A 22,028-nucleotide genomic window follows, 5' to 3' on the forward strand; every position below is an offset into this window, starting at 1 on the left:
GCAGCATGATCGCCGACGGCTCGTCCTGCACCCATTCGGCGACGGTCTTGATCTCGAGCCGCCGCGCCAGGTCGATCAGCGTCTGCACGAAGGCGCGGTCGTCGGCGGAGCGCGCGATATTCTGCACGAAGGCGCCGTCGATCTTCACGATGTCGACGCCAAGATTGCGCAGGTTGCGGAAAGACGTGTAGCCGGCGCCGAAATCGTCGATCGCGATGCGCGCGCCGAAATTCTTCAGCCGGTTGACGAAGCCGCGGACGTCGTCGATGTCCTGGATCGCCACCGTCTCGGTGATCTCGACGATCAGCCGCTCGGCAACGCCGGGATTGGCGCCGAGCAGCGATTCGATGCTGGCCCACCAGTCGGCGTCCATCGTGGTGTCGGGCGAAATGTTGAGACTGAGTTCGATGCCCGGCGAAACGGCGAGCTCCGCCACCACCAACTCCAGCACGCGGTGATCGACCAGCCGGATCAGCCCGAGCTTTTCCGCCACCGGCACCACGTCCGGCGCCAGCAGCAATTCGCCGTCGTCCTGCTTCATCCGCACCAGGCATTCGTGGAACGCGGGCCGTCGCGAGCCGGCCTGCACCACCGGCTCGAACGCCATCACGATGCGGCGCTCGTTGAGCGCGGTGACGATCTCGTCGGTGACCCTGATATTGACCCGGCGCTGCGCGTCGCGTTCGACGTTGGGCCGCCACATCGCAAACGAGCCGCGGCGCCGGCTCTTGGCGGCATCCAGCGATTCGTGGGCGCGATTGAGCGCCTCGTCGGCATTGCGCGCGTAGCGCGGCACGCTGACCCCGCCGATCGACGCCGTCACCGCCACCGGACCGGATTTAGTCGGCACCACCTCGTTGCGAATCCCGGCGAGAAACCGCTCGGCAGCGACGTTCATGTCGTCGATCGTGCAGTTCTTCAGGATCAGCCCGAACTTGTTGCCGGAAAACCGCCCGAGCAGATCGCCGGCGCGCAATCGGGCGCGGATCCGCCGCGCCACCTCGCCGATCACCTGATCGGCGACGTCGAAGCCGAAGGCGTCGTTGACCCGCGCCAGATGGTCGATGCCGATCAGCATGAAGGCGAAGTTGGAGCGAAACCGCGCGGCTTCCTCCACCGCTTCGGCCAATGACGCCACCAGATGGCTGCGGTTGAGTTCGCCGGTCAACGGATCGTGCTGCGCCAGCTTGACCAATTGCTGCTCGCGGGCATGCCGCTCATTGTTGAGCCGCACTACGCCTTCGACCCGCGCCGGCTTGCCGTCGGGTCCGGCGAACCAGCAGCCGGTCTCCTCGATCCAGCACACCGGCGCCGCGGTTGAGGCGCGCAGGCCATATTCGATCCGATAGGGAATCCGGGTGGCGGCCGGCGACGACGAGCCGAGCAGCGCCTCGGCGCGAACCTGGCGCGTCGGCTCGATCAGATTGGCAAGCCCGGCACCGCTCGCCAGCGCTTCGGCGGGAATGTCGCGGAACAGCGCCGCGGCGGCGGGGCTCCAGATCATGGCGTCGCTGGCGAGGTCCCAGACGAAGGCGGCCTGCCCGAGGGCTGCGAGGATGGCGGCCTCGTCGGGGCGGCCGGAGGGCGCCGCCGGGGATCCGGCGGTCGACGGTTCGGCAGATGTCACGCTCGCCTCGTTTCGGGACACGTCAGGTGATTCTTCTGTGCAGAATAGGGTGCCGGGCGCCGCCGAGGCTAGGCTAAGTTCCTAAACAATTAAAAAACCATGCGATGTCGGACCTAGGAACAAACCTAGGTCCTCCGGCATGGAGTTTGCGACGTTGCATTGCCAAGGGGACGTTTCGTCCCGAAATGAGACAATGGACCGGGAGCCTTGAGGATGCGTGCCGAGAGCGAGTCAACCGTTCCGGAAACCGAAGAAGCAAGCGGCCGGTCGAGCACGCAGCTCACCACCGTCGCCGGCGCCGCCCGGGCCGATGACGGCGTGGTGCAGCTGCGGATCCTGCCGCGCGCCGACGCCGGTTTCGTCACCCATCTGATCGCGGTGCAGCAGGCCTCGCCGCAAACCCGCACGCTGCGCCGGGCGACCTCGGCGGATGCGCTGGCGGCCTACCACACCACGGCGGTTCGCAGCGAGCGCCCGGCCGAGCTTACGCGCGTCACCCGCCGCAACGTCTGATCGATCGCTTATGCGGCGTCAGCGCGCCGATGGCGTCGCCGGCCGGCTCGGTTGTTCGGGCTGGTCGGACTGCAACTCCGGCGGGCTGTGCTGTGGCGAAGCGGCGCTGCTTGCGGTGCCGGCGGGAGAGGTTTCGGAGTGCGCCGGCGCGGCCGCAATGGCGGTGGCGGCAGCCGAGGGTGCGGTGGGATGCGCTTCGGGATGCTGCGAGGCGGCGAGCGGGGCCGAAGGCAGCGGCGCGGCGTCGGCAACAGCCGGCACGGCGGCGGCGGCCGGCCCGACCGCGGGCTCAGGCTCGGCTGTGATCTCCGCGGCGGCGGCTTTTCCTTGCTTGGCCGGCTTGCCCGCGGCGGCCGGGCGGCGGCGGTTGCGCAACGCCAGGCCGGAGAGGAAATCCACCAGCGCCAGCAACGCCAGCAGCAGCACCGTCGCATTGCCGAACGCCGGCAGCAGCAGAAATTCGCCGAGCGCGCCCGCGAACAGCAACAGCGACAACAGATGGTCGGTGACGTATTTGGCGCCGGGCCGCGCGCCCTTGACCACCTCCGGCAGCAACAGCACGACGCCGAGCGCGACCAAGAGATCGCCGATGCTCGGCATAAAGCCTGTGCCGGAGGGCAGCGTCAGCCGGGCGAGCGGCGCGTCGAAGGCGACGCCCGGCATCAGAAAGATGATGATGTTGCAGACCGCCAGCGGAATCAGCAGCAGCGGAAAACCGATAACCGACATCGGCGAAGCCTTCCTTCCAAGCAGGACGAAGGAGGCTGGACGAGCGTTGCGATTCGTCGCAAGTCCGCACTCTGTCGCAGCAGCCGGCGCGGCGTCAGGCGTCCCGCCGGGACCGCCGAAGGCTCGCTGCGCGCCCTCTTGATCCGCCTCTCACGCAAACGCCAGGAGACACGCCGGTCGGCGCGCTCCTGCGGATGGCGCGATCAGGATTCCTTCTTCTTCAGAACCTGACGACCCTTGTACATGCCGGTCTTCAGGTCGAGATGATGCGGGCGGCGCAGTTCGCCGGAATCCTTGTCCTCGGCATAGGTCGGGGTCTTGATCGCGTCCGCGGAACGACGCATGCCACGCCGCGAGGGCGAAGTTTTTCTTCTCGGAACGGCCATATCGGGGTCCTTGCAGGGTGTTGAGACGTCCACAGCCGCGGACGGCCGGGCGCCGTGGCGCGGGCAAAAGTCGGATAAGGCCGCGCTTATAACGGAAGCCCGGCGGCAAAGCTAGGCCGCAGGCGCTGCAAAATTGCCTCAAAAGCTCAGCCGCGGCCCTCGCCCCAGCAGCGCGGCAACTCGACCGATTGGCCGCGCGCGGCATAGGTCGAGGCCAGCCGCCGCACCCCCGGCCCCGGATTGCGGGCGCTGCGCGCGCGCGGATTGGGCAGGATCGCCGCCAGCAGCGCGGCTTCGCGCGCCGACAACGTCGCCACCGGGCGGCCGAAGGCGTATTGCGAAGCCGCCTCGCCGCCGAACTGGCCGGCCGGCCCCCATTCGGCGATGTTGAGATAGATTTCCAGGATCCGGCGCTTCGGCAGCACCCAATCGATCCACATCGCCAACGGGAATTCCAGCGCCTTGCGCACCACGCTGCGGCCGGGCCACAGGAACAGGTTCTTCGCCACCTGTTGGGTGATGGTGGAGCCGCCGCGCGCCACCTCGCCGTCCTGAGCGTCGTCGATCACGTCGCGCAGCGAATCCCAGTCGATGCCGTGGTGAACGCAGAATTTGGCGTCCTCGGCGCCGACCACGCTGCGCGGCAGCGCCGGCGACATCTCGGCGAGATCGACCCATTGCCGCGAAACCTGTGCGCCGGTCAGCCAGCGCCACGCCATCAGCGTCGACACCGGATGACCGCCGCCATACAGCGGCGTCAGCAGATAGGGCAACAGCAGCAGCACCACGACGGCAAGGACGAGAGTGCGAGCGAGACGCAAGGCGGGCCACCGGGTTGGATGCGCAGCAGCGGAGCCGACCGCGGCCATCGATTGCGCGGCGATCTTAAGGCTTTTTGCGGCGCTGGGAAATCGCGCGGCCATTAACGCTGGGTCGTTGGCGGAATTGACGAAACAGGTCGCATGACCGATTGTCGCGCCACCTTGATCCGGAGCTATTCTGAATGTCGACCCTCACGCTTTCCACCGATTTTGTGCAACGGCTGGACCAGACCGCCGACGACACCGAGGCGCTGCTGGCCCGGCTGTTGTCCGACCAATTGCTCCCGGACGAGATCGCCCGCCCGCGCCGGCTGATGGAAGCGATCCGCTATTCCAGCCTCGCCGGCGGCAAACGGTTGCGGCCGTTCCTGGTGGTGGAGAGTGCCGCGGTGTTCGGCGTGCCGCGCGCTTCGGCGCTGTTGGCCGGCGCCGCGCTGGAGTGCATCCATTGCTACTCGCTGATCCACGACGATCTGCCGGCGATGGACAACAGCGAATTGCGCCGCGGCCGCCCGACGCTGCACCGCGCCTATGACGACGCCACCGCAATTCTCGCCGGCGACGCGCTCTTGACGCTGGCGTTCGACATCATCACCCGCGACGAAATCCATGGCGACCCCGGCGTCCGGCTGCTGCTGACCCGGGCGCTGGCGCGCGCCTCGGGGATCGGCGGCATGGTCGGCGGGCAGATGCTCGACCTCGCCGGCGAAGGCCGCTTCGGCGACCGCGAGCCGGTCGATGTGGCGCGGTTGCAGCAGATGAAGACCGGCGCCTTGCTGCGGTTCGGCTGCATCGCCGGCGCGCTGCTCGGCCAGGCCTCCAAGGAGCAGTACAAGGCACTCGACGATTACGGCCGCGCGCTCGGCGAAGCCTTCCAGATCGCCGACGATCTGCTCGACGTCGAGGGCGACGCCGCGGCGCTGGGCAAACCCGCCGGCGCCGACGCCGCGCTCAACAAGACCACCTTCGTCACCCAGCTCGGCATCGACGGCGCCAAGAAGCGGGTCGGCGACCTGCTGGCCCGCGCCGACAAGGCGCTGTTGATCTTCGGCGACAAGGGCGACGTGCTGCGCTCGGCCGCGCGCTTCGTCGCCGAACGCAAGAACTGACGGCGATGGCCGCGGATGCGCCCGAGGACCCGCATCTCGCACGCTTCCGCAGGCTGCCGCGACCGGCCCGCGTGGTCTATGCACGGCCGCGCACCTTCGTCGCGATGGCGATCGGCGCCGCGGCGTTCTTCGCGCTGCCGGGCGAGCTGCGGCTGGTGACGCGGCTGTTGCTGAGCTGGGACATTTTCATCGCGCTGTATCTGGCGCTGGTGCTGGGCATGGTGCTGCGCAGCGGCATCGCCCATATCCGCCGCAACGCCGTCCTGCAGGATGACGGCCGTTTTCTGATCCTGCTGGTGGTGGCGATCGGCGCCTTTGCCAGCATGGCGGCGATCGTCTCCGAACTCGGCGCGTCGCACCGCGGATCGGCAGAGCTGTTTTTGGCGACGCTGACCATCGCGCTGTCGTGGTCGATGGTGCACACCACCTTCGCGCTGCACTACGCGCATGAGTACTACCGCGGCGCCAAGCCCGGCGGCCTGCAGTTTCCCAGCGGCGACAGCCACGACGAGGTCGACTACTGGGATTTCGTGTACTTCTCCTTCGTGATCGGGATGACCGCGCAGGTCTCCGACGTCGGCATCACCGACAAGGCGATCCGCCGCACCGCCACCGCGCATGGCGTGGTGTCGTTCGTGTTCAACACCGCGTTGGTCGCCTTGATGGTCAACATCGCCGCCAGCGCGATCTGACCGGCGACACCACCGACAAGCTGCATTGGGGCGGACGGCGCAGGGTCAGGCGGCGCGGGCTTCCTCCTCGAAGGCAATGTCGCGGACGATCTTGAACATCCTCGCGCCTTCGATCCCCGCCGTGGTGAAGCCGGTGGCGGCGGCGATGTGGCCGAACAGATCCTGGCCTTCGCGCGATTGGCCGAAATAGCCCATCGACCAGCGCGCGAAGACGCGTTCCCTGACCACTTCGAAGGCCAGCACCTGGACGTCGCCGTGGCGGATGTCCTGCTGGATTTTTTCGAAGGTGACTTCGATGCTGTCGCGCGAGCCTTCCAGCACCTGGGCGAAGATCCCGGCGTTGAAGATCAGCGCGCCGGTGATGCCGAGCCGGGAATTGTTGCGCTCGGCCGAACGCAGAATCGCCTCCACTTCGCGGGCGATGTTGCTCGGCCCCCCGACGATGCGGTTCTTGCTGAAATACACCAGACGATAGAGATTCGGATCCATGGTTCCTCTGCGTCGCGCTCGGCGCAAAAGCGTTATATCAAATTCGCGCCTTGGTTTCTGGTCGACAAGTAGTCGCCGATCTGTTCCGGAGCGATCGGACGGCTGAAGTAATAACCCTGCACCTCGGTGCATCCATCGGCCGCGACGCGAGCCAGTTGCTCGGCGGTCTCGACGCCTTCGGCGACGGTCGCCATGCCGAGGCTGTGGCCGAGCGTCGCGATCGCCCGCACGATGGCCTGGCCGGCCGGATCGCCCGATGTGCCGCGCACGAAGCTCTGGTCGATCTTGATCTTGTCGAACGGAAAGCTGCGCAGATAGCCCAGCGACGAGTAGCCGGTGCCGAAATCGTCGAGCGCCACCCGCACCCCCATGGTGCGCAGCGTCTGCAACACCGCGAGCGCAGTGCCGCGCGGGTCGAGCATCACGCTCTCGGTGATCTCGAGTTCGAGCCGGTGCGGATCGAGCCCGCTCTCCGCCAGCGCGGACAGGATGGTCGAGACCAGCTTCGGACTGGCAAACTGCACCGCCGAGACATTGACCGCGACGGTGTGGTGAGGCGACCATTTCGCGGCCTCCCGGCAGGCGGTGCGCAGCACCCAATCGCCGATCGGCGTGATCACCCCGGTCTCCTCGGCGAGCGGAATGAATTCCAGCGGCGACACCAGGCCGCGGGTCGGGCAATGCCAGCGCAGCAGGGCTTCGAAGCCGGTGACGGTGTTGGTGCGCAGATTGACCTGCGGCTGATACACCAGCGCGAATTCGCGCAGCGCCAGCGCGCGCCGCAGATCGATCTCGAGATTGCGGCGGGCCTGCATCCGCTCGTCCATCGCCGCCTCGAAGAAGCGATAGCAGCCGTGGCCGTCGGTCTTGGCGCGGTTGAGCGCCAGATCGGCATTCTTCATGACGCGATCGCAGTCCGAGGCATCACCCGACAGCAGCGCCACGCCGACGCTGGCGGCGACGTTGATCAATTGGCCGTCGAGCAGATAGGCGCGGCCGACCAGATCGACCAGCCGGATCGCCAGCGCGTCGGCGGATTGCGGCTGCGGTTGCCCGAGTTGCAGGATGCCGAACTTGTCGGCCTCCAGCCGCGCCACGACGTCGCTCGCCGCCACCGCGGAGCGGACCCGATGAGCCACCAGCCTCAGCAGCGCGTCGCCGACCTTGCGGCCGAGCGATTCGTTCAGCGCCTTGAAGCGCCCGAGGTCGACCACCAACATCGCGGCGCCGTCGGTGGCGAGATCGGGTCGTTGCAGGATGCGGCTCAGTTGCTCGCGAAACATCAGCCGGTTGCCGATCCCGGTGATGCGATCGGTACGGGCGGCCTCGGCTGCGCGGGCCTCCTCGGCCAGATGATCGGTGAGATCGCCGGCGGTGATCAGCCAGCCCTCGGCGACCGGAAAGGTCTCGATGCCGTAGGTGCGGCCGTCCGGAAAGCTGGCCTGGCGGTTGGTCTTGCCGCTCTTGCGGCTGGCTTCACCGATGACGCGATCGAGCACCGCGGCGCCTGGCGCGGCGCCGAACAGATCGTCGAAGCCGCGATTGCTGAGTAATAGCTGGCCCTCATTGCTGACCACGGCTCCGGCGAGGTCCATTTGCATGAACACGCTGAGCGCCAGCGCTTCGTCCGGCTCCCGCGCACGGTCGATGGCGGCGGCGCGACGGCGCCGTTTCGCCGGTTCGACAGTCGCAGGGGGGTCGGATTTGACGCGGATCGGCATGATACCAGCAAACAGTGCGATCGTTGCAAAAGCATGAATTTACCGCGCAGATCAAAGTGAGGGTAAATCAGCGGTTAGGACGAATCGATCGCAACTCGCCGCGGCAATGGCGGTATGGCTTGACCTGTCGGCGGCGCCGGGCGATTGCAGATTCACAGTGTCTCCAGTTGTCGTGGTGCCGCAGTGGAAGCCAAATTTCAGATCTTCTTGACCCTGCTCGCGGTGCTGGCCGGCACCGCCTGGCTGGCGCGGCGGATCGACGTCGCCCCGGCGATCCTGCTGCTGTTGGCCGGCGTCGTGCTGGCGCTGGTGCCGGGCATGCCGCCGGTCGAACTGCCGCCGCAACTGGTGTTGCTGGTGGTGCTGCCGCCGCTGATCTATTCGGCCAGCGTCGCGATGAGCTGGCGCGAGTTCAAATTCAATCTGGAGCCGATCGCGCTGTTGGCGATCGGCTGCGTGATCTTCACCGCCTGCGCGGTGGCGGCGGCGACGCATCTGCTGATCGGGCTGCCGTGGAGCGTCGGCTTCCTGCTCGGCGCCATCGTCGCGCCGCCGGACGTGGTGGCGCCGCTGGCGATCGCCCGCAAACTCGGGCTGCCGCGCCGCATCCTGGTGGTGCTGGAAGGCGAGGGACTGGCCAACGACGCCACCGCGCTGATCCTGTACCGCTTCGCGGTGGTGGCGATCAGCACCGGGGCGTTCTCGCTGCCGGTGGCCTCTAGCACCTTCGCGGCGATCCTGGCCGGCGAAATCGCGTTCGGCGTCGCGGTCGGCTGGCTCAGCCTGCGGCTGCGCCACCGCGCCCGCGATCCGCAGATCGAGATCACGCTGTCGTTGATCACGCCCTACGCCGCCTACTGGATTCCCGAGCATCTCGGCGGCTCCGGGGTGATCGCCACGGTGGCCTGCGGGCTCTACATCAGCTGGAACGGGCCGCTGCTGATTTCCTCGGCGACCCGGCTGCAGGGCATCTTCTTCTGGGATCTGGTGATCTATCTGGTCGAGGGGCTGTTGTTTCTGCTCACCGGCTTCCAGATGCGGGTACTGCTGGAGAAATCCAGGGAGTTTCCGCTCGGCGACATCCTGTTCGCCACCGGCCTGGTCGCGGCGATCGTGATCCTGGCGCGGTTCGCCTGGGTGTTTCCCGGCACCTATCTGCCGCGGCTGTGGCGCAAGCGGCTGCGCGCCGAGCCGCTGCCGAACTGGCGGTCGATCTTCGTGGTGGCGTTCACCGGGGTCCGCGGCGCGGTGTCGCTGGCCGCGGCTTTGGCTTTGCCGTTCACGCTGCCCTCCGGCGTCGACTTTCCCTACCGCGACCTGATCCAGCTGGTGTCGTTCGGCGTCATCCTGATCACCCTGGTCGGGCTCGGTCTCAGCCTGCCGATGGTGGTGCGCCGGCTCGGCCTCACCCAGGACGGCCACGCCGAACACCACCGCGAGCGCGAGGCGGAAATCGCCGCGCGACGCCAGGCGCTGGACGCAGCGCTGGCCTCGCTCGACGCCATCACCGACGACCGCGAACTCTCCGACGAGGTGGTGAAGCTGCTGCGCGCGCGGCACCAGACCCGCGCCAACCAGTTGCCGCAGCCGCCCGACGCCGACGGCCACGACGTCACCGCCACCGGCGCGGCATTGGTGCGCGAACTGATCGCCGAGGAGCGCAAATTCATCCACGCGCAACTGCGCGACGGCAACATCACCGACGAAAGCCGCCGCAGGATCGAGCGCGACCTCGATCTCGAGGAGGCCAGTCTGGCGAACCGGGAGTACAAGAAGCGGTGACGCGAGCGATCTTGATAGTTGCAGCCGAGAGAAAATACCCTATTGTTTCGCCATGACCACCCGCCGGCGCGGCGCGGCGGCCAGATAATTTCATTTGCTGGTTTGCGTTTGATCTGGCGTTCGCAAGCGCGGACCGTTCCCGAGGTCGCCGGCCGGGATTTCAGCCATGCCCAACGAATTGTCCTTTGTCGGACCGGATCGCGGCCACGAGGCGCTGGAGAAGGCGAGGTCGCTGCATCACGCCGACAACAAGTCGGACAGGGAAGTCATTACCTGGTTCTACGGCGTGCTCAGCATCCTGGACGCCAAGGCCAACGGCCTGTTGCGGGTCAATGCCAGCTTCATCACCATCCTGCTGTTCTTTCTCGGCGCCGCCAACGCCAAGGACAATCCCAACACCCAGAGCAATCTGTTCGGGATCACCAAGCCGCAGGTCACGACCGCCGAGCTTGTGCTCGGCCTGGTGTTGGCCTCCACCTTCCTGTGTTTCCTGATCGTGCGGGTGAATTGGAAATTCCTCGGCCAGGTGCGCAGGAGAAAGGGCGGGCCCTATGACTTTGAAAGCGAGGCGGAGCGGCTGGCGAATGTGGTCGACGACCGCACGCATTACTATCTGATCGCGTGGCTGCTGACGCTCGCCGCGGCGGCGGTCGTGGTGTTGTTTTGGGTGCAGACGGCGCTGTTCAAACTGGAATAAACTCACCGCGTCGCGCGTTTTTAGGTTCCCCGATGAGGTTGCTCATGATCAAGCCCCGCCACTTCGCCGAGCTCAGCGATCCGGATCGGCGGCTGATCGACAGCGCGCGCGGGGTGTCGGCCAATGCCTACGCTCCCTATTCGGGCTTCGCGGTCGGCGCCGCGGTGCGGACCAAATCCGGGAAAATCTTCACCGGCGCCAATCTGGAGAACGCCTCCTATGGCCTCGGCATGTGCGCCGAGGTGGCGGCGATCACCGCGGCGAATTCGGCCAATGGCTACGATATCGAGGCGATCGCGGTGGTCGGCCACAAATTCACCCCCCCCCGCGACGCCTCGCAGGTGGTGACGCCGTGCGGGCGGTGCCGGCAACTGATCTTCGAAGCGTCGCAGGTCGCGGGCGTCGACGTCAGGGTGTTTTCCTGCAGCGGCGACTTGGCGCAGATCCACGAGGCTGCGATTTCGGAGCTGCTGCCGGATGCGTTCGGGCCGCAGAATCTGGGTCTCGAAACGGTGTGGCCGCAGATACGCGCCGCGCTGATCGGCAGCGTCGCCGAATGGCAGGAGCCCGCTGCCCCGCCGGCCGATCCGGTCTTCGTCGCGAAGTAGAGTCTACTCCGCCGCGCTCACCGGCGCCGCGACGCCCGCGCCGTAGCGCTGCTCGATGTAGTCGATCACCAGCGCCTTGAACTCGCCGGAGATATTGGCGCCGCGCAAGGTGCGGAATTTCTGGCCGTCGACGAACACCGGCGCCGCCGGGGTTTCGCCGGTTCCGGGCAGCGAGATGCCGATATTGGCGTGCTTGCTCTCGCCGGGGCCGTTGACGATGCAGCCCATCACCGCGACGTTGAGATTTTCCACGCCGGGATAGCGGGTCTTCCAGGCCGGCATTTCGACGCGGATGAAATCCTGGATCGAGCGCGCCAGTTCCTGGAACGTGGTCGAGGTGGTGCGGCCGCAACCCGGGCAGGCCGCCACCAGCGGCACGAAAGTGCGAAAGCCCATGGTCTGCAGCAGTTCCTGCGCGACCTGGACTTCCAGCGAGCGGTCGCCGCCGGGCTCCGGGGTCAGCGAAATCCGGATGGTGTCGCCGATGCCCTGCTGCAGCAGGATGCCGAGCGCCGCCGAGGAGGCGACGATGCCCTTGGAGCCCATGCCGGCCTCGGTGAGGCCGAGATGGATGGCGTAATCCGAGCGCGACGCCAGATCCTGATACACCGCGATCAGGTCCTGCACCGCCGACACCTTGGCCGACAGCACCATCTTGTTCTTCGGCAGACCGATCTCTTCGGCGCGCGCCGCCGACAACAGCGCCGACTGCACCATCGCCTCGCGGGTCACCGCGCGGACGTCGCGCGGCTTGGCCGACACCGCGTTCTCGTCCATCAGCTTGGTCAACAGTTCCTGATCGAGCGAGCCCCAATTGGCGCCGATCCGCACCGCCTTGTTGTTCTTGATCGCGATCTCGACGATGTCGGCGAACTGGCTGTCGCGCTTGTTCTTGAAGCCGACATTGCCGGGATTGATCCGGTATTTGTCGAGCGCCTCGGCGCAGGCCGGATACTCGGCGAGCAGCTTGTGGCCGATGTAATGGAAATCGCCGATCAGGGGCGTGGTGATGCCGCGCTTGCGCAAGGCGTCGCGGATATGCGGCACCGCGGCCGCGGCCTCCTCGCGATCCACCGTGATCCGCACCAGTTCGGAGCCGGCGCGGGTCAGGGCTGCGACCTGTTCCACGGTGCCCGCCACGTCGGCGGTGTCGGTGTTGGTCATCGACTGCACGACGATCGGGGCGCCGCCGCCGACGGCGACGTTGCCGACCATGACCTGGGTGGTGACGTGCCGGGCTGCGGGGCCGGCGAGGTCGTTCGGATGCGGATTTTCGAGCTTGTTCATGGGGCCCCAAATATCAGATTTTGATGACAGTCAGCAATCGATCAATGGATGCAGGAACCGGGATCAGAGGTGGCATGCAGCCTCAGATGGCCCGAGGAGCCCGGTAAACCAAGGGGGCGGCCCTGGAACTCGCCCGATCTGCTTCGGGTTCGCAGTCACGTCAATCGGTGGCGAGCAACCAACGCGCCGATTTTCGGTTTATATTCCTTACGACCCCATGGGACCTGGTTCCGAAGGGCCGGGAGCAAGTGAATCATTGACAACTTCGGCGCGGGCCCAATTTAAATAGGATAGCGGAAAGCGAGACATCGGATGAGCCCCGACCTGGTCTTAACCACCGTGAATGCGCCGTATCGGAGACAGCTGGATGCGCGGCAGCTTGCCGCTTGTCTGCTCGACCCTGCGGTCGCCCGAGCCGTTCCGGGGCATATGTCGTCGTTTTTCGGCGAGGTTGAGCCTGCCTTACAGTTGGCGTTCGCCGGCATGTTCGATATCGACGAACGGCAACTGGTGGCCGCGGCAAAGGCTTTCGCCCGCTATTCCGGCGAGACCTATCGGCTCGATCGAGCGAGCGAAGGCGCTGCTTCTCGCCGTGTGATCCGATCTGGCCCTGCCATCCGCCGCGGCTAGGACGCCGGCCGATTGACCAGATAGAGCCCCGCGGTCACCAGCAGCGCCGCGACGCCGAAGGCGGGCGTCAACGGATCGCCCATGATCAGATAGCCGGCCGCCACGCCGAACAGCGGCGTGATGAAGGTGAAGGACGACAATTTGCTGGCGGAATAGGTCTTCACCAGCCCGAACCACAACAGGAATGTCAGCCCGACCACCCAGATCGCCTGATAGGCCAGCAGCGCCCATGACAGCGGCCCCGGCCAATGCGGCAGGGTCTCCCCGGACAGCCAGGCGGCCACGGCCAGGATCGGGATCGACACCGCGACCTGATAGCCGAGGCCCTTTTCCGCCGGCACCTGGCCGAGCCGGGTGGTCTTCACGATCAGCGTGGTGGCGGCCCACAGCGCGCCGCCGCCGATCATCATCAGGTCGCCGAAGAGCACGCGGGCGTCGACATCGGGCTGCGGCACCCCGATCGCCAGCGCCACGCCGACGAAGCTCAGCGCCAGCCCGCCCCATTGCAGCCGGCGCAGCCGTTCGTGCAGCAACTGATAGGCGCCGAACGCCACGAAGAACGGCGCGGTGTAGAGAAACACCACGGCGCGCGACGCCGTAGTCAGCATCAGGCCGCGATAGATCAACACGAATTCCAGCCCGAACAGCACCCCGGCGAACACCCCGGCGCGCAGCGCGCCGTCGCGCTGCCACAGCTTCACCCCGCGCGCCCGCGCGATCAGTCCGATCACGATGAGCGCGCCGACCGAGCGCAGCGCCGCCTGCAGGAACGGCGGGATCTCCGGCAGCACCAGCTTCACCGCAATCTGGTTGAATCCCCAGGACAGGCAGCACAACAGCACCAGCGCGATCGCGCTGAGGCTGAGCGGGCGCGCGGACGGCGCCGCGGTCGGTTGGTGGAACGCCATCGTGCCTCCGGCTTGTCGCCGTGTTGAGCGGTGATCAGGGGCCGGGAGGCTCGGCGGACAGGCAATGCGCGCAGGTGCCGGCGATTTCCACCACCGCGAGCTTCGGCGCAAAGCCGGTGGCGCGCGCCGTTTCGTTGAGCCCGGAGGCGAGCGGGCCGGCGGGAATTTCGCCGACCGAGCCGCAGCGGTCGCAGATCAGGAACGCCACCGCCGCAGCATGGTCGTGGTCATGCGCGCAGGCCAGGAAGGCGTTGCGGCTTTCGATGCGGTGCACCAGGCCGTTCTGCATCAGGAAATCCAGCGCGCGATACACCGTGATCGGCGCCGGACGCGCGGCCTCGCGGGCCAGTTCGTCGATCACCTCATAGGCGCCGAGCGGCCGGTGGCTGGTCAACAGCGCCTGCAGAACCCGGCGCCGGATCGGCGTGAAGTTCTGGCCGCGGCGCTGGCAGATGCGTTCGGCGTGGTCGATCGCGTCCGTGGCGCAACGAACGTGATCGTGATCGGGCGGCGGGAAGGTCGGCTTGGCGGCGGTCATCTTCCCTATGTAGCGCGGCGCGGGCGGTTCGCCCACCGTTTCATCGCGCCGGCCGCCGGCCGGGTCCCGTGGGTTCCGCAATGCGGAACGGCATGCGCACCAGACATTAACCGCATACCGAAATGCGGATCGCGAAAATGATGAGCTAGCTTATCTTATAGGTCGCTAAGGAGTTGAAACGGCCATGCCGCGCGGATCCGTCGATCTGAATTTTCTGTTTACGCTCGCCGAGGTGCAACGGCTGGTGCGCGCCTATGCCGACAAGGCGGCGTCGCGCTACGGCATCACCCGCGCGCAATGGGCCGTGCTCGCCAAGGTCGAGCGCTGCGAGGGGCTGAAGCAATCCGAACTCGCCGAACTGCTGGAAATGCAGCCGATCACGTTAACGCGATTGATCGACCGGCTGTGCGAGCATGGCTGGATCGAACGGCGCAGCGACGACACCGACCGCCGTGCCAAGCGGCTGTATCTGCGCAAGGCGGCGCGGCCGTTACTCGGCAAACTGGCCGGGCTGCGCTCGGAACTCACCGCCACGGCGCTCGCCGGGATCAACCCGGTCGAGATCCATCGACTGGTCGGCCATCTCGAAACCATCCGGGAAAACGTCCGCGGCGCCATCCACCAGGCGCATGCGGCGCCCCAAAGAAAGGTCCAGCGTCATGGCTGATCCGGTGCTGAAACTCGCGCCCGAAGCGAAGGGCAATCCGGAGCCGCGCGTCGAGCCGACGGCGCCGCCGCGGCGCAGCCTGCTCGGCGCGCTGAAGGCGTATCGCCGGCCGCTGTTGTTGTTCGTGCTGCCGCTGGCGCTGCTGATCGCCGGCATCGCCTTCTATCTGGAGGGCGGCCGCTACGTCACCACCGACGACGCCTATGTCGGCGCGCAGAAGGTGCTGATCACGCCGGACGTCGCCGGCAAGATCATCGAGGTGCCGGTGAAGGAAGGCCAATTGGTGAAGACCGGCGACGTCATGTTCCAGATCGATCCGGTGCCGTACCAGCTCGCGGTGCAACAGGCCCGCGCCAAGCTCGACGACGCCAAGACCAGCCACGACAACCTGATCGCCAATGTGCAGCTCTATGGCCAGACCGTCGACCTGGTCAACGCCGGCATCGCCATCAAGCAGCGCGACGTCGAGCGCAAGGGCTCGCTGGTCAAGAGTTCGGCCGGTTCGCAGCTCGACCTCGACAATTCCAACTCTGCGCTGGTGACCGCGCAGGCGGAACTGCAACTGGTCAAGCAGCAGCTTTCGACCGCGATGAACCAGCTGCTCGGCGATCCCAAGCTGCCGCTGGAGAAGTTCCCGGCCTACATGCAGGCCAAGGCGGCGCTCGACGACGCGCAGCGCAATCTCGATCTGACCACGGTGCGCGCGCCGATGAACGGCACCGCGACCCAGGTCGACAACATTCAGCTCGGCCGCTTCGTCGCCGCCGGCAACCCGGTGTTCAGCGTGATCGACACCACCGCGCCGTGGGTCGACGCCAATCCGAAGGAAAGCGATTTCACCTATGTCACCATCGGCCAGAAGGTGACGATCGACATCGACGCCTTCCCCGACCACGCCTTCGTCGGCACGGTCGGCTCGCTGTCGCCCGGCACCGGCGCGCAATTCGCCATCCTGCCGGCGCAGAACGCCACCGGCAACTTCGTCAAGGTGGTGCAGCGGGTGCCGGTGCGGATCTATTTTGATACCAACGACAGGGTGGTAGGCAAGCTGAAGGCCGGCATGAGCTCCTACGTCTCGATCGACACCAAACATACCCGCTCGCTGGCCGGGCTGATCGGGCTGTCGTCGGCCAAGGCGCAGCCGCAGGATTAAGCATTGTCGATTGAACGGACCGATGGATTTTGAACTCAAACGTCCCGCGCGCACGGCCGCACCTCTCCCCGCTCTTCGCGGGGAGAGGTGCGGCCGGCGAGCGTCAGCGAAGCCGGTCGGGTGAGGGGCCTGGCACGGCGGCGCGAGGGCATTGAGCTCACCGATCGGATCACCCCTCACCCCACCCCTCTCCCCGCAAGAGCGGGGAGAGGGAGCAGGCTGCCGATGCGGCAGGGCAATCTCCCACCGCGCGCCTGCACAAGCGCCGTTGACAGCAACCGAGGCAACACCGAGCCGAGCGATGATCCGCATCTTTCGCAACGAGGAGACTAAGCGATGACCACCGCCGCCGCAGCTCCGGTTGCCGTTCCCGGCCTGCGCCGCAACATGGTGACGATCTGCGCCATGACCGCGACCATCATGCAGGCGCTCGACACCACCATCGCCAACGTCGCCTTGCCCTATATGCAAGGCTCGCTGTCGGCGTCGCAGGATCAGATCAACTGGGTGCTGACCTCCTACATCGTCGCCGCCGCGATCATGACCGCGCCGGTCGGCTGGATCGCCAACCGCTTCGGCAGAAAGCGCATCTTCATCATCTGCTCGGCCGGATTCACCGTCGCCTCGGTGATGTGCGGCCTCGCGCAAGACATTACGCAAATGGTGCTGTTCCGGCTGCTGCAGGGCGTGTTCGGCGCAGCATTGGTGCCGCTGTCGCAATCGGTGATGCTCGACATCTACGCGCTGCACGAGCGCGCCAAGGCGATGTCGATCTGGGGCATGGGGGTGATGCTGGGGCCGATCATGGGGCCGTCGCTCGGCGCCTGGCTCACCGAAACCTATTCCTGGCACTGGGTGTTCTTCGTCAATTTGCCGTTCGGCATTATCACCGTGGCCGGACTGCTGGTGTTCATGGACGAAACCAAACTCAACCACGCGCTACGGTTCGACTGGTTCGGCTTCGCAGCATTGGCGGTCGGGATCGGCGCGATGCAGCTCGCGCTCGACCGCGGCGAACAGCTCGGCTGGCTGGAATCGAACGAGATCATCGCCGAAAGCATCGTCTCGGTGGTCGGCTTCTACTATTTCTTCGCGCATTCCTTCACCACGCCGAAGCCGTTCATCCAGTTCGCGATCTTCACCGACAAGAACTTCATCGGCGGCTGCGTGTTCATGGCGGTGATGGGCTTGGTGCTGTTTTCCACCATGGCGCTGTCGTCGCCGTTCATGCAGAACGTGATCGGCTTTCCGATCCTCACCGCCGGGCTGTTGCTGGCGACCCGCGGCACCGGCACTTTCGTGGCGATGATGCTGGTGGGGCGGATCATGCGGCATATCGAGGCGCGCACCCTGATCGCCGGCGGGCTGACGCTGACCTGCGCCACGCTGTATTTCATGACGCAATGGACCGACCAGACCAGCGTCGCCAGCATCATCGTGGTCAGCGTCGCACAGGGCTTCGGCTTCGGCCTGGTGTTCGTGCCGCTGTCGACGGTGGCGTTCCTGACGCTGCCGGGACATCTGCGCACCGATGGTACTGCGATGCTGACGCTGGTGCGCAACGTCGCCTCCTCGATCGGGATTTCGGTGGTGATCGCCGAACTGACCTCGGGCACCCGGCGGGCGCATGCGGTGCTGACCGAATACGTCACCCCGTTCAACCATGCGATGCAGATGCCGGACGTCCGTGGCACCATCGACATGGCCACCGACACCGGGCGGGCGATGATGGACGCCATCGTCACCATGCAGGCGCAGATCATCGCGTTCTCTCATGACTACGCGCTGGTGATGTTCCTCACCGCGGCGGCGATCCCGGCGGCGATCATCATCGGCTCCAGCAAGGCGGCGTTGCGCAAGCAGTCCGAGGCCCCCGACCACGCCGCGGTGATCGATTAGCTGAGAATTGGGCCGATCGCAGTCGGGTCAAAGCCTCGCTGATCAAGGTCGTCGCGCTTTCAACAAAGCAATGTCGTCATTCCGGGCGCGAGCCCACTTGGGCGAGCGAACCCGGAATCTGCCGCTCGCGTCGGCTTCGCCGCGTGGCGAGATTCCGGGTTCGCTCGAGCTTGCGCTCTCGCGCCCCGGAATGACGCCTTTTTTGGGATAAGCGGTGTATAGAACCGCGCAGTGCGGGACAGCAAAAGCTCGACCAAACAAAAAGGGCGGCCTCACGGCCGCCCTCTTTTCTATTCGCTACTTACTATTCGCTACTCGCCAATTCGCCCGGCTCGCGCCGAGGCTTACTCCGCGGCGGAGGCGCCCTCGGCGGCCTTCTGCTTGGCCTCGAGGTCTTCGCCGGTGACCTGATCAACCACCTTCATCGACAGCCGGGTCTTGCCGCGGTCGTCGAAGCCGAGCAGCTTGACCTTGACCTTGTCGCCTTCCTTGACGACGTCGGAGGTCTTCTGCACCCGGCCCGGAGCGAGCTGGCTGATATGGACGAGACCGTCCTTGGCGCCGAAGAAGTTCACGAAGGCGCCGAACTCCATGACCTTGACGACGGTGCCGTCATAGATCGCGTTGAGTTCCGGATCGGAAGCGATCGACTTGATCCACTTGATCGCCGCCTTGATCGATTCGCCATCGCTGGATGCGACCTTGACGGTGCCGTCGTCGTCGATGTTGACTTTGGCGCCGGTCTTTTCCACGATCTCGCGGATCACCTTGCCGCCGGTGCCGATCACTTCGCGGATCTTGTCGGTGGCGATCTTGAAGGTCTCGATCCGCGGCGCGTATTCGCCGAGCTCGGCGCGGGCGTTGGTCAAGGCCTTCGACATCTCACCGAGAATGTGGATGCGTCCGTCCTTGGCCTGGCCGAGCGCGACCTTCATGATCTCCTCGGTGATGCCGGCGATTTTGATGTCCATCTGCAGCGAGGTGATGCCCTGCTCGGTGCCGGCCACCTTGAAGTCCATGTCGCCGAGATGATCCTCGTCGCCGAGGATGTCGGAGAGCACCGCGAAGCGCTCGCCTTCCAGGATCAGACCCATCGCGATGCCCGCGGTCGGCCGCTTCAACGGCACGCCGGCATCCATCAGCGCCAGCGAGGCGCCGCACACCGAGGCCATCGAGGACGAGCCGTTCGACTCGGTGATCTCGGAGACCACGCGCAGCGTGTAGGGGAATTCGTGATGCGGCGGCAGCACCGGATGGATCGCGCGCCAGGCGAGCTTGCCGTGGCCGATCTCGCGACGCTTGGTGCCGCCCATGCGGCCGGTCTCGCCGACCGAGTAGGGAGGGAAGTTGTAGTGCAGCAGGAAGGTCTCTTTGTAGGTGCCCGACAGCGAGTCGATGTACTGCTCGTCCTCGCCGGTGCCGAGCGTGGTGACTACCATCGCCTGGGTTTCGCCGCGGGTGAACAGCGCCGAGCCGTGGGCGCGCGGCAGCACGCCGACTTCGGCGATGATGTTGCGCACGGTTTTGCTATCGCGGCCGTCGATGCGCTTGCCGGTGTCGAGGATGTTCCAGCGGACGATCTTGGCTTCCAGTTCCTTGAACACGCCGGCGATCCGCAGCTTGTCGTATTGCGGCTCCTGGCCTTCCGGGAAGTAGTGCGCCATCACCTTTTCCTTGGCCTTGCCGACCGCAGCGTAGCGATCCTGCTTGACCGGAATGGCGTAGGCGGCGCGCAGCTCGGGCTCGATCAGGCCGAGAATTTCCTTCTCCAGCACGCTCTCGTCGACCACCGCGACTTCGCGCGGCTCCTTGGCGGCCTTTTCGGCGAGTTCGATGATCGCCTGCACCACCGGCTGAAAGTGCCGGTGACCGAACATCACCGCGCCGAGCATGATCTCTTCGTTGAGTTCCTTGGCTTCGGATTCCACCATCAACACGGCGTCGGCGGTGCCGGCGACGACCAGGTCAAGCTGTGTCTCGACCATCTCGTCGAGCACCGGGTTGAGCACGTATTCGTCGTTGATGAAGCCGACGCGGGCAGCACCGATCGGGCCCTTGAACGGCGCGCCGGACAAGGTCAGCGCCGCCGAGGAGGCGACCAGCGCCAGAATGTCCGGATCGTTCTCCATGTCGTGCGACAGCACGGTGACGATGACCTGGGTCTCGTTGCGCCAGCCGTCGACGAACAGCGGACGGATCGGGCGGTCGATCAGGCGGGAGACCAGCGTCTCCTTTTCGGTCGGGCGGCCTTCGCGCTTGAAGTAACCGCCGGGGATGCGGCCGGCGGCGTAGGTCTTTTCGATGTAGTCGACGGTCAGCGGCAGGAAGTCGACGCCTTCCTTGGCGGACTTGGCGGCGACCACGGTGGCGAGCACCACGGTCTCGCCGTAAGTGGCGACGACGGCGCCGTCAGCCTGACGGGCGATCTTGCCGGTCTCAAGCTTGAGCGGACGCCCACCCCAATCGATCTCGACTGAATGAATATTGAACATTGCGTGTTTCTTTCATGTGTTCACGAAAGGCACGAACGCCCAAACCCCGAAAACCATGCGCAAGATTGCGAGACGCTGACCAGGCCGCAAGGGCGTCAGCGTCCGGCGATCCTGCCATGGTTTTCGAGCCCTGGATGGCGTCCATCCTCCCGATCGGTGCGGACAAGTCCTTCGGACGCTTGCCCGCGCGACGGACCCCTTGCCCGTCATCGTCCAGCCGCCGGAGTGCTGCTGGACATTGTCTTGCGGGCCATCAACTGGCCCGCTCATCATCTGCACGGGGTCGAACCGCAACCGGGAAACCCGTGGTCCCACCCTATGCAAAAACGCGCGCCGGGGTCGGCGCGCGAACTTCGCTCAACGACGAATGTTGTGCTTCTCGAGCAGCGCCTTGTAGCGCGCCTCGTCCTTCTTCTTGACGTAGTCAAGCAGCGAGCGCCGGGTCGACACCAGCTTCAGCAGGCCACGGCGGGAATGGTTGTCCTTGACGTGGGTCTTGAAATGGCTGGTGAGGTTGGCGATGCGTTCCGACAGGATCGCAACCTGAACCTCCGGCGAACCCGTGTCGCCGGCCTTCTTCGCATTGGTCTTGATGACTTCCGCTTTACGTTCTGCGGTGATCGACATCGTCAGTGACTTTCCTTAGGCAGCGGACTGGCGGTCAGTCCGTTCAGGTTGAACACGCGCTTGGGGATGAGTTCGCCATTGCCAAGTTCGGCGAGGGCCAAAAGCCGGCCTGCCACCGTGACATAAACTGTGCCGCTACAGTTGGGCGCATCCCGTCCGCGCAACAAAACGGCCTGGCCCCGATGGAGCCTTGCCGCATCAGCCCGTGTGACGGCCAGCGCCGGGATGTCGTCCAGCGCGGTCTCAACGGGCAAAAGCGCGTCGGCGAGGCTTCCCTCGCCGGACGCGGCTCTATCGCATAAAGCCTCCAACTGTTCCAGCGGAATCATGTCGGCCTCGCCGAACGGCCCGACCAGGGTGCGGCGCAGCGCGCAGATGTGGCCGTAGCAGCCGAGCAACCGTCCCATGTCGCGGGCCAAAGCCCGCACATAGGTGCCCTTGCCGCATTCCGCCTCGAACGTCGAATGGCTGTCATCATGTTGTTCGACAAGAGTTAATTCGTGGATCACCACCGGGCGCGGGACCAGCGGCACGACTTCGCCGTCGCGCGCCATGTCATAGGCGCGCTCGCCGGCGATCTTGATCGCGGAATATTGCGGCGGGGTCTGTTCGATCTCGCCGGTGAAGCGCGGCAGCAGCGCGCGAATCGCCTG

21 protein-coding genes and 1 pseudogene are annotated in these 22,028 nt (G+C 66.1%); 10 read left to right on the forward strand and 12 right to left on the reverse strand.

The features are described 5' to 3' along the window. A partial coding sequence (locus VGC77_RS03990) for a bifunctional diguanylate cyclase/phosphodiesterase (protein ID WP_331170276.1) occupies positions 1 to 1,627 on the reverse strand: 1,627 nt, incomplete at its 3' end. A gap of 213 nt (positions 1,628 to 1,840) precedes the next feature. Between VGC77_RS03990 and VGC77_RS03995 the strand changes: the two genes are divergently transcribed. Next, a complete protein-coding gene (locus VGC77_RS03995; RefSeq protein WP_331170277.1) occupies positions 1,841 to 2,140 on the forward strand; it encodes a hypothetical protein in 300 nt (99 codons plus the stop codon). Between the two features lie 18 nt (positions 2,141 to 2,158). Here VGC77_RS03995 and VGC77_RS04000 read toward each other — a convergent pair whose 3' ends face one another. The 3 genes from VGC77_RS04000 to mtgA form a co-directional block, all read right to left on the reverse strand. After that, the gene (locus VGC77_RS04000; RefSeq protein WP_331170278.1) at positions 2,159 to 2,869 is read right to left on the reverse strand and encodes a hypothetical protein; all 711 of its coding nucleotides are present in this window, start codon (positions 2,867 to 2,869) and stop codon (positions 2,159 to 2,161) included. A gap of 203 nt (positions 2,870 to 3,072) precedes the next feature. Then, positions 3,073 to 3,255: a 50S ribosomal protein L32 gene (gene rpmF / locus VGC77_RS04005; protein WP_184257785.1), complete on the reverse strand. Its 183-nt coding sequence runs from the start codon at positions 3,253 to 3,255 to the stop codon at positions 3,073 to 3,075. A 146-nt stretch (positions 3,256 to 3,401) separates the two neighbouring features. After that, the gene (gene mtgA / locus VGC77_RS04010) at positions 3,402 to 4,124 is read right to left on the reverse strand and encodes a monofunctional biosynthetic peptidoglycan transglycosylase (RefSeq protein ID WP_331170294.1); all 723 of its coding nucleotides are present in this window, start codon (positions 4,122 to 4,124) and stop codon (positions 3,402 to 3,404) included. 134 nt (positions 4,125 to 4,258) lie between these two features. On the opposite strand from mtgA, the gene VGC77_RS04015 reads away from it, so the two are divergent. Then, positions 4,259 to 5,185: a farnesyl diphosphate synthase gene (locus VGC77_RS04015; RefSeq protein ID WP_331170279.1), complete on the forward strand. Its 927-nt coding sequence runs from the start codon at positions 4,259 to 4,261 to the stop codon at positions 5,183 to 5,185. A 5-nt stretch (positions 5,186 to 5,190) separates the two neighbouring features. Continuing rightward, the gene (locus tag VGC77_RS04020) at positions 5,191 to 5,877 is read left to right on the forward strand and encodes a DUF1345 domain-containing protein (RefSeq protein WP_331170280.1); all 687 of its coding nucleotides are present in this window, start codon (positions 5,191 to 5,193) and stop codon (positions 5,875 to 5,877) included. A 45-nt stretch (positions 5,878 to 5,922) separates the two neighbouring features. Here VGC77_RS04020 and VGC77_RS04025 read toward each other — a convergent pair whose 3' ends face one another. Further along, complete coding sequence (locus VGC77_RS04025) at positions 5,923 to 6,366, reverse strand: BLUF domain-containing protein (RefSeq protein WP_331170281.1); 444 nt, start codon at positions 6,364 to 6,366, stop codon at positions 5,923 to 5,925. A 32-nt stretch (positions 6,367 to 6,398) separates the two neighbouring features. Continuing rightward, positions 6,399 to 8,087 (reverse strand): bifunctional diguanylate cyclase/phosphodiesterase, encoded by a 1,689-nt coding sequence (locus tag VGC77_RS04030; protein WP_331170282.1) that lies wholly within the window; start codon positions 8,085 to 8,087, stop codon positions 6,399 to 6,401. 183 nt (positions 8,088 to 8,270) lie between these two features. Between VGC77_RS04030 and VGC77_RS04035 the strand changes: the two genes are divergently transcribed. The 3 genes from VGC77_RS04035 (at position 8,271) to VGC77_RS04045 (ending at position 11,174) form a co-directional block, all read left to right on the forward strand. Continuing rightward, positions 8,271 to 9,869, forward strand: coding sequence for a Na+/H+ antiporter (locus tag VGC77_RS04035; RefSeq protein WP_331170283.1), 1,599 nt, complete (start codon positions 8,271 to 8,273; stop codon positions 9,867 to 9,869). Between the two features lie 166 nt (positions 9,870 to 10,035). Then, positions 10,036 to 10,566 carry a hypothetical protein gene (locus VGC77_RS04040; protein ID WP_331170284.1) on the forward strand — a complete coding sequence of 177 codons (531 nt, stop codon included), beginning with the start codon at positions 10,036 to 10,038 and terminating at the stop codon, positions 10,564 to 10,566. 44 nt (positions 10,567 to 10,610) lie between these two features. Beyond that, on the forward strand, positions 10,611 to 11,174 hold the full coding sequence (locus VGC77_RS04045; RefSeq protein ID WP_331170285.1) for a cytidine deaminase: 564 nt from the start codon (positions 10,611 to 10,613) through the stop codon (positions 11,172 to 11,174). A gap of 3 nt (positions 11,175 to 11,177) precedes the next feature. Here the strand turns inward: VGC77_RS04045 and ispG are convergent, their stop codons facing one another. Next, complete coding sequence (ispG, locus tag VGC77_RS04050; RefSeq protein WP_331170286.1) at positions 11,178 to 12,461, reverse strand: flavodoxin-dependent (E)-4-hydroxy-3-methylbut-2-enyl-diphosphate synthase; 1,284 nt, start codon at positions 12,459 to 12,461, stop codon at positions 11,178 to 11,180. A 312-nt stretch (positions 12,462 to 12,773) separates the two neighbouring features. Between ispG and VGC77_RS04055 the strand changes: the two genes are divergently transcribed. Then, positions 12,774 to 13,091 (forward strand): hypothetical protein, encoded by a 318-nt coding sequence (locus VGC77_RS04055; protein ID WP_331170287.1) that lies wholly within the window; start codon positions 12,774 to 12,776, stop codon positions 13,089 to 13,091. On the opposite strand, the gene VGC77_RS04060 is transcribed toward VGC77_RS04055, so the two are convergent. Together VGC77_RS04060 and VGC77_RS04065 are read right to left on the reverse strand one after the other, a co-directional pair. After that, positions 13,088 to 13,999 carry a DMT family transporter gene (locus VGC77_RS04060; protein ID WP_331170288.1) on the reverse strand — a complete coding sequence of 304 codons (912 nt, stop codon included), beginning with the start codon at positions 13,997 to 13,999 and terminating at the stop codon, positions 13,088 to 13,090. The two genes, VGC77_RS04055 and VGC77_RS04060, sit on opposite strands and share 4 nt — an antisense overlap. A gap of 34 nt (positions 14,000 to 14,033) precedes the next feature. After that, positions 14,034 to 14,537, reverse strand: coding sequence for a Fur family transcriptional regulator (locus VGC77_RS04065; protein WP_331170295.1), 504 nt, complete (start codon positions 14,535 to 14,537; stop codon positions 14,034 to 14,036). A gap of 184 nt (positions 14,538 to 14,721) precedes the next feature. Here VGC77_RS04065 and VGC77_RS04070 point away from each other — a divergent pair, with 184 nt between their 5' ends. From VGC77_RS04070 to VGC77_RS04080, 3 genes are all read left to right on the forward strand, one after another. After that, positions 14,722 to 15,204 (forward strand): MarR family transcriptional regulator, encoded by a 483-nt coding sequence (locus VGC77_RS04070; protein WP_331170289.1) that lies wholly within the window; start codon positions 14,722 to 14,724, stop codon positions 15,202 to 15,204. Then, positions 15,197 to 16,357, forward strand: a complete 1,161-nt coding sequence (locus VGC77_RS04075) for an HlyD family secretion protein (protein ID WP_331170290.1) — start codon at positions 15,197 to 15,199, stop codon at positions 16,355 to 16,357. Before VGC77_RS04070 ends, VGC77_RS04075 begins: the two co-directional genes overlap by 8 nt. A 336-nt stretch (positions 16,358 to 16,693) precedes the next feature. Then, positions 16,694 to 18,256, forward strand: coding sequence for a DHA2 family efflux MFS transporter permease subunit (locus VGC77_RS04080; protein WP_331170291.1), 1,563 nt, complete (start codon positions 16,694 to 16,696; stop codon positions 18,254 to 18,256). A 344-nt stretch (positions 18,257 to 18,600) separates the two neighbouring features. On the opposite strand, the gene pnp is transcribed toward VGC77_RS04080, so the two are convergent. From pnp to VGC77_RS04095, 3 genes and pseudogenes are all read right to left on the reverse strand, one after another. After that, on the reverse strand, positions 18,601 to 20,748 hold the full coding sequence (pnp, locus tag VGC77_RS04085; protein WP_331170292.1) for a polyribonucleotide nucleotidyltransferase: 2,148 nt from the start codon (positions 20,746 to 20,748) through the stop codon (positions 18,601 to 18,603). Between the two features lie 357 nt (positions 20,749 to 21,105). Further along, complete coding sequence (gene rpsO / locus VGC77_RS04090; RefSeq protein WP_011470966.1) at positions 21,106 to 21,375, reverse strand: 30S ribosomal protein S15; 270 nt, start codon at positions 21,373 to 21,375, stop codon at positions 21,106 to 21,108. A 2-nt stretch (positions 21,376 to 21,377) separates the two neighbouring features. After that, positions 21,378 to 22,028 (reverse strand): annotated as a pseudogene (locus tag VGC77_RS04095) (tRNA pseudouridine(55) synthase TruB); the annotation flags it as partial.

The sequence above is a fragment of the Rhodopseudomonas sp. genome (assembly GCF_036404135.1).
Lineage (GTDB): Bacteria > Pseudomonadota > Alphaproteobacteria > Rhizobiales > Xanthobacteraceae > Rhodopseudomonas_A.